12 protein-coding genes are annotated in these 14,765 nt (G+C 44.9%); 7 read left to right on the top strand and 5 right to left on the bottom strand.

Features of this window, described 5'->3' with window-relative positions:
* The first annotated feature begins 15 nt into the window (after nucleotides 1–15).
* The 3 genes from P855_RS0115210 (at nucleotide 16) to P855_RS21560 (ending at nucleotide 3,617) form a co-directional block, all read left to right on the top strand.
* The gene (locus P855_RS0115210) at nucleotides 16–1,233 is read left to right on the top strand and encodes a dicarboxylate/amino acid:cation symporter (RefSeq protein WP_028784375.1); all 1,218 of its coding nucleotides are present in this window, start codon (nucleotides 16–18) and stop codon (nucleotides 1,231–1,233) included.
* 359 nt (nucleotides 1,234–1,592) lie between these two features.
* Nucleotides 1,593–2,567, top strand: coding sequence for a hypothetical protein (locus P855_RS0115205; RefSeq protein ID WP_028784374.1), 975 nt, complete (start codon nucleotides 1,593–1,595; stop codon nucleotides 2,565–2,567).
* A 57-nt stretch (nucleotides 2,568–2,624) separates the two neighbouring features.
* Nucleotides 2,625–3,617: a hypothetical protein gene (locus P855_RS21560; RefSeq protein ID WP_028784373.1), complete on the top strand. Its 993-nt coding sequence runs from the start codon at nucleotides 2,625–2,627 to the stop codon at nucleotides 3,615–3,617.
* 144 nt (nucleotides 3,618–3,761) lie between these two features.
* Here P855_RS21560 and P855_RS0115195 read toward each other — a convergent pair whose 3' ends face one another.
* Complete coding sequence (locus P855_RS0115195) at nucleotides 3,762–5,930, bottom strand: FUSC family protein (protein ID WP_028784372.1); 2,169 nt, start codon at nucleotides 5,928–5,930, stop codon at nucleotides 3,762–3,764.
* Nucleotides 5,931–6,084: 154 nt separating this feature from the next.
* Here P855_RS0115195 and P855_RS0115190 point away from each other — a divergent pair, with 154 nt between their 5' ends.
* Both P855_RS0115190 and P855_RS22670 read left to right on the top strand, forming a co-directional pair.
* Nucleotides 6,085–7,296, top strand: coding sequence for a CynX/NimT family MFS transporter (locus P855_RS0115190; RefSeq protein ID WP_028784371.1), 1,212 nt, complete (start codon nucleotides 6,085–6,087; stop codon nucleotides 7,294–7,296).
* 1 nt (nucleotide 7,297) lies between these two features.
* Nucleotides 7,298–7,429 (top strand): hypothetical protein, encoded by a 132-nt coding sequence (locus tag P855_RS22670; RefSeq protein WP_268744495.1) that lies wholly within the window; start codon nucleotides 7,298–7,300, stop codon nucleotides 7,427–7,429.
* Nucleotides 7,430–7,540: 111 nt separating this feature from the next.
* Here the strand turns inward: P855_RS22670 and P855_RS0115175 are convergent, their stop codons facing one another.
* The 3 genes from P855_RS0115175 to P855_RS0115165 form a co-directional block, all read right to left on the bottom strand.
* Nucleotides 7,541–8,200, bottom strand: coding sequence for a hypothetical protein (locus P855_RS0115175; protein WP_028784370.1), 660 nt, complete (start codon nucleotides 8,198–8,200; stop codon nucleotides 7,541–7,543).
* A gap of 64 nt (nucleotides 8,201–8,264) precedes the next feature.
* The gene (locus P855_RS0115170; RefSeq protein ID WP_028784369.1) at nucleotides 8,265–9,641 is read right to left on the bottom strand and encodes an alkaline phosphatase; all 1,377 of its coding nucleotides are present in this window, start codon (nucleotides 9,639–9,641) and stop codon (nucleotides 8,265–8,267) included.
* Between the two features lie 432 nt (nucleotides 9,642–10,073).
* Nucleotides 10,074–11,279 carry a M20 metallopeptidase family protein gene (locus tag P855_RS0115165; protein ID WP_028784368.1) on the bottom strand — a complete coding sequence of 402 codons (1,206 nt, stop codon included), beginning with the start codon at nucleotides 11,277–11,279 and terminating at the stop codon, nucleotides 10,074–10,076.
* A gap of 182 nt (nucleotides 11,280–11,461) precedes the next feature.
* On the opposite strand from P855_RS0115165, the gene P855_RS0115160 reads away from it, so the two are divergent.
* Nucleotides 11,462–12,892: a YfcC family protein gene (locus tag P855_RS0115160; RefSeq protein WP_037986105.1), complete on the top strand. Its 1,431-nt coding sequence runs from the start codon at nucleotides 11,462–11,464 to the stop codon at nucleotides 12,890–12,892.
* A gap of 47 nt (nucleotides 12,893–12,939) precedes the next feature.
* Here the strand turns inward: P855_RS0115160 and P855_RS0115155 are convergent, their stop codons facing one another.
* A complete protein-coding gene (locus P855_RS0115155) occupies nucleotides 12,940–13,329 on the bottom strand; it encodes a DUF1259 domain-containing protein (RefSeq protein WP_028784366.1) in 390 nt (129 codons plus the stop codon).
* A gap of 148 nt (nucleotides 13,330–13,477) precedes the next feature.
* Here P855_RS0115155 and P855_RS0115150 point away from each other — a divergent pair, with 148 nt between their 5' ends.
* Nucleotides 13,478–14,737 carry a cytochrome P450 gene (locus P855_RS0115150; protein WP_028784365.1) on the top strand — a complete coding sequence of 420 codons (1,260 nt, stop codon included), beginning with the start codon at nucleotides 13,478–13,480 and terminating at the stop codon, nucleotides 14,735–14,737.
* Nucleotides 14,738–14,765: the final 28 nt, after the last annotated feature.

Genomic DNA, 14,765 nt, shown 5'->3' with positions numbered 1-14,765 from the left:
TAAGGGGGGATAGATATTAAGAAACTTTGGAAGCGATATAGAAGCGTATCGCTGATTGTAAAAATCACCATTGCACTTATTCTGGGTATTGTTACAGGTATCATCTTTGGTGAAGGTACGAGCGTATTGGCACCGTTTGGTGATTTATTGCTCCGATTATTGCAATTCATCATTATTCCGTTGGTTTTATTTACTTTAATTGTAGGGGTGAACCAGACTCGCCTGGCTAATTTGAGCAGGATGGGAGGAAAAGTATTCCTTTACTACGTAGCTACCTCTGCTCTTGCACTGATTGTCGGGTTGACGATTGCAACTATCATGAAACCCGGTGAAGGAGTAACACAGCAGACCGATCAGACTGTGGATGCAGGAGAACATCCTGGAGTAGCGAGTGTGCTTCTCAATATCGTACCTGAAAATATCGTAACAGCGTTCAATGAAATGAATCTGCTCGGTATCATTTTCACTGCTATTGCATTTGGGATTGCAATCTCTGCTCTAAGAGGATCCAAAGAGAACGGGGCTCTCGGGGAGCATGTTTATAAAATGGTCGATGGTTTGAACGAAGCTACGTTTAAAATCATGCATATGATTTTGCAGTATGTGCCCATTGGTATTTTTGCCATCATCGCTCAAACTGTTGGCAATCAGGGGATGAATACAATTGTAGAGTTGGGGAACATGATTGGTGTGCTTTATATAGCGATTATCGTACAGGTTGTCATCTACATTGTACTGATGCTGTTGTTCAAAGTAAGCCCTGGCAATTTCTTTTCGCAAGCACGGACACCGATGATTACCGCCTTCGTTACCCAAAGCAGCTCCGGGACCTTGCCGCTTACATTAAATGCGGCTAAAAACCTTGGTATTTCAAAAAGTTTATATGGCTTCAGTCTGCCACTCGGGGCGACGATCAACATGGATGGCGCAGCGGTCAGGATCGCTGTTTCTGCTGTATTTGCGGCTAACTATACAGGGACCGAACTTGGGCTTGGTGAACTGCTTGCCATCGTCATCGTCGGCACACTTGCCTCCATCGGCACAGCAGGTGTACCCGGTGCAGGAATCGTCATGATTGCCACCGTCTTTACCCAGGTCGGACTGCCGATGGAAGTCGTCGCCTTACTCACATCGGTCGATGCTCTTGTAGGGATGGGAGCGACAGCATTGAATGTGACCGGTGACCTCGCAGGTACGTCAATCATTAACCAGACAGAAAAAGAAGAAAGCTAAAAGACTGGCCCGGCCGGTCTTTTTTTATTGTCTGGGAAATTATAAAATTTTCTATTTGTGGATAACTGTACACGGTGGGCCACATCCAGCTCCGACGCATAGGACGTGCTAGTGCCGATGTCGCCACAGGACGTGGCGTTTTCATCGGCCAGCGCCTACCCCCTCGAGGTCTTAAGTCAATCCTCTCTGTGACCAAAAACGTCACGGCGAGGCTTGACTTAAGCTTGTCGGGGGTGAGCAAGGCGCTTGCGCTTTTGTTCTGGACTAATTTCGGCAAATCCTAACACAATTTTCAGAAAACGGACAGAAAAATGCCTGAATTCAGGAATTATTTTAGATAGAGGGAAGGAGGTGAGCGTATGCGCACAAGACCATTGTTGTATGTATGTCTAATGGTACTGGCGGTATTTTTCCTTCCAACCGATACATTTGCGAATAACGGAATTACCCCTGAACAGGCAACACCACAGGCTGATGCAGAAAAAGAATCCTTATCAAACCCTGTCGCTGAAGAGGCTTCGGAGAAAGGTGAAGCAACTTCTCAGTCTGCCAAAGAACAAGCAGCAGAGCAGGTGAACCAAGCCTCTGAAACTGCTGAAGGAGCTTCTGCTCATGGCCAGCAAATCTCTCAAGAGACGACAGGTAAAAATATTCAGCCAAAAAAAGAAAGCGGACCTGCAGTACCTGCGGTAAAAGATAAAACTTCAACGCTGCCATCTCAGGCAAGTGACAAAGCTTCTGAAATGACAAATGAGCTTAAGAGGGCGGCTTCTAATAGGAAAACAGCAAAGAAACAAATAGAAGAGAATCCGCAGGATGAAAAGGGGAGGTCAAAACGTTCGGTAGAGAAAAGCTTTGGCAAAGGTGAAGAGCAACCTGCATCAACAGATAAACACCATAAGGACAGCTCTGCTGATGACCAAACAGATAAAACAGAAGATTTGCAGCCCGCAGAAGCTGAAGCTGGGTCAACGAACGGAAAAGTTGAAACTTCAGCAGCTGATTCAGGAGAGGCGAAAAATCCAGTAAATAATGCAGCTGATAATCAGCAACCGGATAAACAAGAGCAAGAAGAACCGGCACCACTTCCAGAGCCAAGGAAAGACCCGATCGCTCAGATACATATGACCAAGCCAGCTTCGTTTCCGTCACCAGTATCTTCGAGCGGAGGTGACTTTGGCGGCCAGACCACTTTTTCTTTAATTAAAGGAAACCTGCCAGGTTCTTTCCTGTTCGTTGCCTCAAACTCGCAAACCATCGGGATAAGATCTGAGTTTCTCACAGATCAATGGGTGAATGCCCCGCCAGCAGAACCACCGAAAAACGCTTCTTAATTTTATAAAAGCACCTAAATCACAAAACTAATATAAAAATTAAGGAGCGATTCAAAGATGAAAAACACATGGTTCAAAACTCTAGTATTTGCAGGAACATTGACAATTGGAGGATTCGTTGGAGTACAATCTGCAGACGCAGCATCTTCACATGGAGAAAAAACAGTTAAGATTGCAGAAAAACAAGAAAAAGCAGCTGAAGTTACTGTTCAAGCGGAAGAAAAAGAAGAAGTAAGCAAATCTCAACAAAACAAAGCGAAGGCTCAAGCGTCAGCGAATGCAAGCGCCACAGCAAAAGAGAATGCTTCTGAAAACTCTGCAGTTTTGGCAGGGGAAACTGAAGAAGCAACAGAAGAAGCTTCCAAGGAAGTAGTTGAGACAGTCGAAGAAAGCGAAGAAGCAACTGAGGAAGCAGCAGACAAAGCAAAAGAAGAAGTAAACAAGTCCGAAGCAAATAAAGCGAAGGCTCAAGCGTCAGCGAATGCAAGTGCCACAGCAAAAGAGAATGCTTCTGAAAACTCTGCCGTACTTGCCGGAGAAGTTGAAGAAACAACTGAAACAGAGGAAGCAACAGAAGATAAAGAAACAGAAACTGATGAAAATGAAGAAACCGTTGAAGAAGAAACTAGAGAAGAAGAAGCTGAGGAAGAAACAACTAAGGAAGAAGAGTCTACAGAAGAAGTTGAGGTAGACGAAGAAACAACAGAGGAAGATGAAGAAGCAACAGACGAAGCACAAGAAGAAGTTAACAAAGCTGAACAAAACAAAGTAAACGCTCAAGCATCTGTAAATGCAAGTGCTACGGCAAAAGAACATGCATCTGAAAATTCTGCAGTCCTAACAACAGCAATTGATGAGGAAGCCAAGGAAGAAGAGGAAGCGGAAGAGTCTGTTGAAACAGACGAGGAAGCTGATCAGGAAGAGGTCGAAGTCGACCAAGAAAGTGAAGAAGCAGTTGAAGAAGAAGATGAAGCAACAGAAGAAGATGAAAACGAAGACGAAGATGGAGAAACAAAGCAAGTTTCTGTAAATGCTACAGTAGAAGAATAATGATTATTATGTAGGCCGGGGATGTCCCCGGCTTACTTTTTTGCACGAGGTTGTATCCTCCAATTTGGAGTTAAGGAAGAAGGTGTAGGCGTTAAGTCAGAATCCCCCTCAAATGCAAACAAGACTCCCGCCGTTGGAGTCTTGTTATCTTAACCCTAATTTGACAGCAAGCATGAGCAACGATTGATTGATTCGCCATACATAATAAAGGTGGTGGACAAGGTCACCCTTTCCCTGATCGTTTCCGGGTGCCAGACGTTCGATTTGCTCGCGTTCATCTTGTAGATCGTATAACTGCCCAGAAGATTCTTCGCCCCTTATCTTGCCAATAAGAACATCAATGTTGTATTCCAGTTTTTCCTCAATCTTTGGAAACACATCTTTTAACTCTTCCGGATAGACGAAATGCTTCTGATAAGAGGAAGCTACCAAATGTTTGGCATAGTAGTTGATTGCTGTGAAAATCGTAATCCACCTGGATAGTTCCGATTGCTTCATCGCCCCGGGACGCTGTAAAATCGGCTGGGATTCATCTTTGATAGCCTGGACCTTTTCTTCCATCGCAAATGCCTGTTCTGCCAATTCTTTTACGTTAACCGGTTCATGAAAACTTTTAACATATGGACTCACATAACCTTTCAACTCTTCCAGGTAATCAGCGAACGTTTCGTTCACCTTATCATGCGTCTTAGTCGGTAAAAGAACCGCGGATACGATAAAAGCAATCGCTCCGCCGGCAATCGTATCAATGACACGGGCACCTAATAATTCTAAACTGATGCCGCCTAACAGCAGGTCGTACATGAAGGCGATGAGTAAGGTGATGAAAATGCTCATCGCGGTATAGGAAACCGTCAGAATATAGAAGGCGGAAAATACGACAGTAAAAATCAGCAATACTTCAACGGCTGTATAGTTGGAAACAAGCCGGGCAAGACCGAAACCGATAACCGCACCGATGACCGTGCCTACAGACCGCTGGAGTCCTTTCAGATAGGTCCGGCCGACCGTCTCAGTCCCAAGCAGGATGATGAATGTCGTCAGGATCACCCAGTAGGGTTGAATGGGTGAAATGAGATGTCCCACGATGATAGCAATTGTGCCGCCAGCCAATGCCTGCAATGCTTTTTTCGTAGATGGTTCCAACCCCTCTTCTTTTTCGTCTTCTGTCACCACTTCTTCCTCACTCTCCCGCTCCTCATCTGAAGAGGATTCACTATCTCCTTTTTGCAGGGAAAGCTGGATTTCAATCGCACCGTTGGTGACATGATCAGCAATTGAGTCGATGCGGCGCAATAAATAAAGCCTGCCTTTGGGACGGGGACCTTGTTCGTCAAAAAGCTGATTGATCTTATCACGGAATTTCACGGTGGCTCGCTGGGCGGTGTGTAAATTCTCTTTTTCATATTCCGGTGCCAGCACATCTGCTTTACGAAGCGCAGCAATCACCTCCACAAGCAATTGCCTTACTTCATCTGTCTCAAAAGCGTCATTCCGTTTCAATTCAGAAAGCGAGTCAGCCAGGGTTTCGACAAACATAGCTGTATCAAAAACGTAAAGCCGTACTTGCGAGGTCGTGAGGCCTGGCCAAATTTCTCCAACATCGTGCGTGTTCAAATCAGTCGCGACGTTGCTGGCATATTCACGCAGCTTACGTACGTTGTAATGAAGTTTTTTCGCCCGGGATTCTTTTATTTCCGGGTCCTGAATCATTTCGACCAACAGTTGAAAGGTCAAATTCGCCTGGGTGTGAAACGACTGGATACTTCTTCTCAGCATATGTACGGAATCTTTGAAAAGGAAGAAATTATACATGAAGGCGTAACTGATTCCGATAGCAATCGCCAGATAGAACCAAGGGAATTGGACGGGAGATAACTTTAAAAAGGAAGAAATGTAAACGGTCATAAAGCCAATCATACCAAGGGAAAAGTAACGGCTTCCGTATCTGGTGAAATAAAAGGCGGAAGTGATGATGCCAATCATGAGTGCGGAAACGAGGAAGACACTGCCAGCGAATAATGCGCCCAGGGTTACCCCTCCCACAGCAGAGATCGCAAGCAGGCCAGTAGTCACTTGCTTTTCCTGTTTCGTATCATCCATAACAGCCATAACGCCCAACATGCCAGCCATGCCAGCTACGATTGCCGGGGTCAACGCCTCCTGGCCAGCCCAGTTAAAAAGGAGAATGACCGTAAAGACCGAGGAGATCAGGCTCAACGTAGCTTTGCCTGCCTGGTTCAACCGCTTTCGTCCCGGATCCGAAGCAAGTAGTCTTCCTAACCAGTAATACTTGAGAGATAATTGTTTCAATGCTTCATCAACCTTTTCCGATGTATTATATTCTTTCTATTCTACGTTCCCTTAAGCGTTCGAGCAACTTATTTGAAAGATGTTCCCGATTTACAATAATTTTGAAAATGATAGGATGGTAAGTAATGATTTATGACATGAGAGGATAATAGAAATGAAAGATCAGCCATCACAAACAAAGAAACTACTTTTAATCATCGGCATCATGTTTGTCGCGTTCAATTTACGTCCAGCCATCACCGGCGTCGGCCCACTCCTCCGTTTCATCCGGACAGATTTGGGCATTTCCTACGGTGCTGCTGGATTTATTACTACCCTGCCGTTGATTTCTTTTGCGGTGTTTTCGTTTGTAGCTCCTAAACTTGGTAATCGGTTCGGCTATGAGCGGATGGTCTTCGTTGGATTAGTGACGCTGATGATCGGCATCACCATCCGTATAATTGCCACAGCCCCTGCGTTATACACCGGCACCGCCCTCGTCGGGGTAGGTATTGCCATTTCCAATGTACTGCTTCCGGGTATCATCAAAGATCGCTATCCTGGAAGAATCGGTTTGATGACGGCTGTTTATACGACGTCCATGTCCGTTTTTTCAGCAGTTGGTTCCGGCCTCAGCATCCCGCTTGCAAAAGGGCTGGGCCTAGGGTGGGAAATGGCTCTGTTCTCTTGGGTACTGCTTGCACTGATTGCTGCTTTATTATGGATTCCCCAGCTTTCCCGTCCTGTAAAAAAGGAGGACAAGCAAACAGCCGGACTCACAGGACCTCCAATTTGGAAGTCGAAAATAGCCTGGCAGGTCACTATTTTCATGGGACTGCAGTCGTTTTTATTTTACACTCTGATTACCTGGCTTCCGGAAATCATGACCGGAAAAGGGTTAGGCGTCGCAGCAGCAGGGTTGATGGTATCTACAATGCAGCTGTCCGGGCTGCCGATGACCTTTCTGACCCCTGTGCTGGCAGACCGTTCCCGCAACCAGCAGGGGTTAATTATCATGATTGGTACGCTTTATCTTACCGGATTGACTGGAATGTTAGTCAGCACCAGTACCGGCTGGCTGACTGGGAGTGTTATGCTGATGGGAATGGGCCAGGCATCCAGCATCAGCCTGGCTCTTACGCTGCTTGGACTCCGTGCTGCAAACGCGCGTGAGAGTGCAGCGTTATCCGGTATGGCCCAGTCATTTGGGTATGCGCTGGCTGCTATCGGACCCATATTGATTGGTATCATTCTTGATTTAACAGCGACCGTCATCACACCAATCGTGATTTTTATCGGAATTTTAGTTGTCATGATAGCAGCGGGAATGGGTGCCGCACGTAACCAGACTGTATTTGCAGCTGTGAAAGAAGGACAGGGGAGATAAGTTGATAAAACGCATGGTAAAGTTTTGGTCACCTTATGTTCTCGGTGTCTTTATCGTTGTAACCGTCATGGGGTTGACTCAAGATGGAAAAGCAGACTGGGGAGGATTGGTGGAACAAGTATCGCTGGTTTGATCGGTACGTTTATCGGTACAGGATTAAAGAAGGTATTGTCTGAGGAAAAAGAAAAAACAGCCCGGATAGTTACAGGGCTGTTCTTTTCTGTTGATGCTGGATTTAAGATTATTATTTGATTTTAATTTTTATTTCTTTACCGGCATGTATAGAGTCCTGTTCTTCATTCATGACATCACTGGTTTTGATTGTGATAGATTTAAGCTCATCGACATTCGTTTCATTAAGAACAAAGCCCATATTGCCGACTTTTATATCACCAGGTTGATAGACACCATATAAATTTTCCAGATAAAAATCATCATCAAAATCTTTCTTTTCGCCAGTACTCGTTTCCAGCAGTTCTACTGGAGCGAAGTTGACCGGCTGATCGCTGGTATTTTTAGCGGCAACCGTAAACTTGATATAGTTGAAATTCGCTTCATTATCGCTGAATGCATGAAAATAGTCGATCAGATCCGGAGAAGGGGAGTAGTTCAACACCTTGATATTTTCGATTACAAGCTGCATGGGCCCGATTTCTTCAACTGCCTGCACCTTTTTGATCGCTTCGAGGGTCAACTGGCCATTCTCATCCTCCATGTGGTCGCCTGCTTTTTTCAGCTCGCTGTCGTCACTTGCCTGTGGGTTATTCGTATACTTGGTTTTTTCCGGAATTTCAAATGGTACCGTACTATCTTTTGCTTCGGCGTGACTTTCATTGCCTGTACCATCTGTCGAGCACCCGGCTAATAGACTCATGCTTAAAACTGCCATCATCAGGTATTTCATTCGATTGCCTCCTTTATCCAGACATAGAAAAATGGCCGCTGCCAGAAAGACAGCGGCGTATTTATTATTTCTTAACTGCTCGCTTTCCATCTAAAACTGCCATTACTTTTTGGCCGATTTCATAGTTATCATGAAGTCCTGCGAACTGACCGGATTGTGGACCATAACCATAAACGATGACATCTTCACCAGTATGTCCGCCAGTCGTCCAGCCAGTGCCGGAGCGCAGATCGAAGATTCGCTCGATAGCGTTATCGATTTCTGTGGTGTTCCCATTTTCAGCCGCATCTTTGACCGATTGGATTTCTTCCTGAGTCATATCTAAGTCAATGTAGTTGGATAGCGTTTCTTCTACATCAGCACCATCTGCAATTTCAGCAGCCATGAAGTCCGGGGTACGCTTTGCGGCTTTAATCGGTGCCGGGTCCCATTTGTATTCTCCGTCACGGCCCATAGTCATGCCGCCGGTAGAGTGATCAGCCGTAGTAATCACAAGGGTATGCTTATCCTTTTTGGCGAATTCGATTGCTTCCTGATATGCTTCTTCAAAATCCTGCATATCGCTCATTGCTGCCACAACATCATTATCATGCCCTGCCCAGTCAATCTGGCTGCCTTCCACCATAAGGAAAAATCCATCCTTATTCTTACTTAAACGATCCAGCGCAGTAGAGGTCATTTCTTTTAGAGATGGACTTTCTTCCGTACGGTCAATCATTTTATCCATCCCTTTAGGTGCAAATAAGCCAAGAATTTGTTCGTTATCATCATTCAGCATTTCTTCCCGTGTATCCACGTAACTATAGCCATCCTTCTGGAATTCTTCCGTAAGGTCGCGGTCTTCCCGGTCAAAATAGGAAGTACCACCGCCGAGGATGACATCGATTTTATGTTCTCCATTCACTTTTTCATCAAAATAATCATCGGCAATATCATTGTAATTATGGCGTGATTCATCATGTGCCCCGAAAGATGCCGGTGTGGCGTGGTTCACTTGGGAGGTAGCAACCAGCCCAGTTGATTTTCCTTGTTCCTTCGCCAGTTCCAAAGCTGTTTTCACTTCGTTTTTTTCCATATCGACAGCAATGGCGCCATTGTATGTTTTAATCCCGGCAGCCATGGAAGTTGCAGCTGCAGCAGAATCGGTGATGCTTTCTTCTTTATCCCAGGAATACGTTTCCTGCATACCGATTAAATGTTTATCGAAAGCGGTATTTTCTGTGTAAGGAGTAGAAGGATCGTCCTTTAAGTATCGATAGGCTGAAGTATAAGAGGTGCCCATGCCATCTCCGATCAGGAAAATGACGTTTTTGATTTCACTCTTACTGGTGTCTGGTTTAGCAGCAGCTTCCGTACCGAACGAGCCTGCCGTACTGCCAAAAATAAAGGTAGACATGATTGCGACTGGTAGTAGTTTCTTAGAAAAATTTTTGTTAAACAAACCTGATTCCTCCCATTACGTTATGTTATTGGTGATACAGCCATCATATTACGGTTAAACTATTAATCTTATATTGAGAGAATGTTAAGGGTATGTAATTTCGTTAATAATCGATACATGTATGGATAGGCTTCTGTTTGAGGGAGCTTAAAGTAGAATTAAAAGTAGAGAGGAGGGAAGAATAAAATAAACATGAATATGGGCGGTAAGTACTGGGTATTTAAACGGAAAAAGGCTGACCGTGATGAGGTCAGCCTTTGCTGTTGTCCAGGAAATTATAAAGTTTTCTTTGTGTAGATAACTTTAAGTGGTGGGCCACATCCAGCTCCTACCCCTCGAGGTCTTAGTACAAGCATCGTCGTGACCTGATACGTCACGACGATGCTTGTCTTAAGCTAGTCGGGGGTGAGCATGGCGCAAACGCTTTTGTTCTTAAACTTCCATTATTTTTTCACCCATTTCAGGTATGATCCCATGTCCCATCAAAGCAAGCGCGAATACTTTGCCGATAGTGGCCATAGAGCTTTCGTCCACATCAAATTTAGGGTGGTGATGGGGATAGATAGCATTGATTTCTTCATTTCTGCCACCAACAAAGAAAAACGTGCCAGGGACTTCTTTTAAATAATAGGCAAAATCTTCAGCTCCCATAAACGGAGGCATTTGTTTAATATCAAATGCCGGTAAGTGGTCCTTTGTCAATTCTCTTAGTGAGGCTGTTTGCCCAGGGTGATTGTATAAAGAAGCATGGCCGAAATGGTAATCGACGCCTATTTCAGCACCTGTCTGAACTTCCAAACCTTGCGCAGCTTTTTGTATTTTGTCTTTGATCATTTTTCGTACATTTTCATCATATGTACGTACCGTCCCTTTTACCGAAGCGGAATCAGGTATGACATTCAATGCTTCTCCACTATGAAAGGAGCCGACAGTGATGACGGCTGCTTTTAAGGGATCCACATTTCTGCTTGCAATTTGCTGTAAACTCAGGACAAGCTGACTGGCTGCAACGACAGGGTCGATAGTCAGGTGGGGAAGAGCACCGTGTCCCCCTTTTCCCTGGATATCGATTTCAAACGTGTCAGCTGCTGCCATCGTGAATCCTTCGTTAAAAAGGATTTCGCCGGTTTTATTCTCAGACCATACATGCGCGCCATAAATTGCATCCACATTTTCCAGGCAGCCATCTGCAATCATTGCTTCTGCTCCTCCCGGGCTGACTTCTTCGGCAAACTGATGGATAAAAACAATGGTCCCTGAGAGGGAATCTTTAATTGCAACGAGGGTTTTTGCCACCCCTAATAAAGCTGCCGTATGAATGTCATGGCCGCAGGCATGTGTAATGCCATCGACTTTTGATTTATAAGGTACATCTTTTTCATCCTGCATGGGAAGAGCATCAAAATCTGCTCTTAGCGCGATAGTCTCCCCAGGATGTCCACCATGTAAGTATCCGATCACGCCATTCCCGCCAACCCCTTTTTTAACTTCTAAACCTAACCCTTCCAGGTAATCCGCAACCAATTCAGGGGTGCGTTGTTCCTGGTGTGATAGCTCTGGATGCATGTGTAAATCTCTCCGGAGATCTACCATTTCTGTATAAAGGTTATCTATTTTTTGAAAAACAGAATGAATCATGAGAAAAGCCTCCTAGTCATCTACTATCTCTGAAAAATCCACTTTGCATTTTTATACGACAACTTATATAATATACAACATCAATAATTCTATCAACATTTAATTTGTTGTATTATCAACACTTATAAGGAGGGCGAACTCGACATATTTGCATAAAAATAAATTAGGAGGAATTAATATAAATGAATGCACAACCTCAGAAAGTTAATGTTAATCATGAAGAATCTATCAAAAATAAGAAAAAATGGGAGATGCCAGATACTTACGTCATTCTATTTTTAGTTTTAATACTGGCAGTTATTGCCACTTATATCGTGCCATCTGGATCGTTTGAGAGAGAAGTAGTTGATGGAGTTGAGCGGGTTGTCCCTGGTACATATGCATCAGTGGAAGGAAACCCTACAGGATTCATGGATATTTTTTTAGCGTTGCAGACTGGAATGATAGAGTCTGCTGGTTTGATTTTTCTAGTGTTATTTGCCGGTGGAGCTTTTGAAGTAGTTGAGCGTTCCGGAGCCATCAAAGGAGGCATTTTGCGGGCGGTCAATAAGACACAGGGAAAAGAGTTCTGGTTGATTGCTGTGGTCTCCATATTGTTCGCCTTAGGAGGAGCTGTAGGAGCAGTAGCTAACTCCGTCATTCCTTTTGTAGCGATTGGTGTAATAATAGCAAGAGCGCTGAAACTGGATGCGATTGTTGCCGTATCGATAACGTTCGGTGCTACTTTTGCCGGATTCAATGTCGGTTTCCTGAACCCCTATACAGTCGGGATTGCTCAATCAATTGCCGATATTCCGCTCTTTTCAGGAATGCTGCTGCGGGTGATAGCCTTTGTGGTCATTGTAGGAGTTACCATCATGTATACCTGGGTCTATGCCAAAAAAGTTTTAAACGATCCATCCAAAAGCTTGATTGGTGTTTTGGAAGCTGGTGAATCAAGTAATGACGATCTGAGCGCGCCATTTACAGCACGTCATAAAATGATTCTTTCCTTTGTAGGCTTTTCTTTACTGTTTTTTATCTATGCTACCATTCAATACAAATGGACCATTAATCATATGGCTGCCTTCTTCATCATCATTGGCCTTGTTTCTGGAGTAATCGCCGGGATGAATTACAACAGGCTTGCAATTACTTTCTTAGAGGGTTGCCAAAAGCTTGTCTATGGAGCGTTGATCATTGGAGTAGCGAGGGCTATTTTGATTGTGATGGAGAATGCGGCAATTCTTGATACATTTGTTCAAGCTTTATCTGTACCTTTAGAAGGGCTGTCACCCGTATTCGCTGCATTAGGCATGTTTGTAGCCAATGGAGCGATGAACTTCCTCGTACCTTCCGGGTCGGGCCAGGCCATGATCGCCATGCCTATCCTGTCCCCATTGGCGGATATGGTCGGGGTTACACGACAAGTAGCCGTTCAGGCTTATCAATTCGGTGATGGCTTCACGAATAGTATTTTCCCTACCTCCGGTCCGTTGATGGCCAGTTTAGCAGTCGCAGGAGTTTCATGGATTAAATGGGCAAAATGGATGCTCCCGCTGTTGCTTATTTGGACGGTGATCGCCATCGTCATGCTGGTGATTGCTGTCATGATTGGCTGGGGACCAGTATAAATCAAATAGATGTTACGTTACGGGTCATCCGAAAATGGATGACCCGTTTATCTTTGAAAGACCCGCAGCGCCTCTGCCACCTTATGGGCAAACGACAACGGCGGTTCTACCGATTGAAAGTGAAGATAAAGAATTGTCGGCTCAGCGAACAGCCAGTGGTTATGCAGAGCACTCACCAGGATGCCATTTTTCTGCAAGACCGACAGGAATGGATAGACTTCCTCTTCTAATATAACTGTCTCCCCCATATTCAAGGCCAGGCCGTTGTGATCCAATGATTCAAACATCATCTCGGCATGGAGTTCTGCCTTGCTTGGCCGCCCCTGAATCTGTACGTTTAAATCCCGTTCCAGTTCCACCGAACAGACGCCATGCTCGAACTTTCCTTCTCCGCCAAGTATCGTTCCGAACTGATGACATAGTTGTTCCATATTCATGGTTGATCATCTCCTTATTTTCAACTTATGAACAGAATGAAAAAATATGGCTGAAATTATTTATGATTTACGGAACCGGAACGGGTTTGCTGGCAGTATTCTGGGGAACATAACTACAAACTCTCTAAGGAAGGAGCGATATCATCCAATGAATGCAGTTACTCCAATCCCACGTGAACAAACGCTTGATAACAGCATTGCTTTATTGCGGGAAGGGTACCGTTTTATCCCAAATAGATGCCGGAGCTATGGGTCAGATATTTTTGAAACACGTTTATTAGGTGAAAAAGTGATCTGCATGAGCGGGGATGAGGCAGCAGAGCTTTTTTATAATAAAGAGAAATTCACACGTAAAAATGCAGCGCCAAAGCGGATTCAGAAAACGCTCTTTGGTGAAAACGCCATCCAGGGGATGGATGGAGAGGCCCATGAGCATCGAAAACAGCTGTTCATGTCGCTGATGACAGAAAAACAGTTGCAGCGCCTTTCTGAAATAACAACAGAAGAATGGCATAGCAAACTCCCGGCATGGAAAACCGCTGAAAAAGTGGTGCTTTTTCAGGAAGCAAAGGAAGTGTTGTGCCGGGCTGCTTGCCGCTGGGCAGGCGTTCCACTAGATGACACGGAAGTAAAAGAACGGGCAGACGACTTCTGGGATATGGTGGATGCATTTGGGGCAGTGGGCCCCAGACATTGGCAAGGTAGAAAAGCAAGGAAAAGAGGGGAAGCGTGGATTAAGAAAGTGATTCACGAGGTGCGTGATGGCGAGTTAGAAGCAAATGAGGATACAGCCCTTTACGCCATGGCTTTTCACCGTGATTTGAACGGAGAGCATCTTGACTCACAGATGGCAGCTATTGAATTGATTAACGTACTGCGTCCCATCGTAGCGATTACCAATTTCATTACATTCAGTGCATTAGCGTTGCATGACCATCCGCAATACCAAACCAAGCTGCATGAAGCAGATGATGATTTCTTTGAGATGTTTTCCCAGGAAGTCCGCCGCTATTATCCGTTTGGCCCCTTTTTAGGGGCTCGTGTGCGCCGGGGATTCATCTGGAATGACACCAAATTCGAAAAAGGCCGGCTCGTCTTGCTGGATATCTATGGAACCAATCATGACCCGAGGCTATGGAAGGAACCTGACAATTTTTATCCAGAACGCTTTGAAGACTGGAACGGCGGCTTGTTCGATTTGATCCCGCAGGGAGGCGGTGACTATTACAAAAACCATCGCTGCCCGGGAGAATGGGCAACCTTGCATGTCATGAAGGCAAGTCTCGATTTTCTTACCAAAGAAATTACGTATCAGGTGCCTGAACAGGACTTGACCTACAGTATGGTACGAATGCCTTCTGTCCCGGAAAGCGGGTTTGTTCTTCAGGAAGTAACCCGGAAAAATTGATTGCTCATATGTAAAAAGAGAGTGATTT

The organism is Thalassobacillus devorans MSP14, assembly GCF_000496835.1.
GTDB classification, from domain to species: domain Bacteria; phylum Bacillota; class Bacilli; order Bacillales; family Halobacillaceae; genus Thalassobacillus; species Thalassobacillus devorans_B.
The sequence above is the reverse complement of the archived record's forward strand: the minus strand, read 5'-3'. Positions and strand labels throughout refer to the sequence as shown.

Coding starts and splice junctions, on each gene's coding strand:
- P855_RS0115205 (WP_028784374.1), top strand. CDS start 1,593: ATGCGCACAAGACCATTGTTGTATGTATGTCTAATGGTACTGGCGGTA.
- P855_RS21560 (WP_028784373.1), top strand. CDS start 2,625: ATGAAAAACACATGGTTCAAAACTCTAGTATTTGCAGGAACATTGACA.
- P855_RS0115190 (WP_028784371.1), top strand. CDS start 6,085: ATGAAAGATCAGCCATCACAAACAAAGAAACTACTTTTAATCATCGGC.
- P855_RS0115175 (WP_028784370.1), bottom strand. CDS start 8,200: ATGAAATACCTGATGATGGCAGTTTTAAGCATGAGTCTATTAGCCGGG.
- P855_RS0115165 (WP_028784368.1), bottom strand. CDS start 11,279: ATGATTCATTCTGTTTTTCAAAAAATAGATAACCTTTATACAGAAATG.
- P855_RS0115160 (WP_037986105.1), top strand. CDS start 11,462: ATGAATGCACAACCTCAGAAAGTTAATGTTAATCATGAAGAATCTATC.
- P855_RS0115155 (WP_028784366.1), bottom strand. CDS start 13,329: ATGAATATGGAACAACTATGTCATCAGTTCGGAACGATACTTGGCGGA.
- P855_RS0115150 (WP_028784365.1), top strand. CDS start 13,478: ATGAATGCAGTTACTCCAATCCCACGTGAACAAACGCTTGATAACAGC.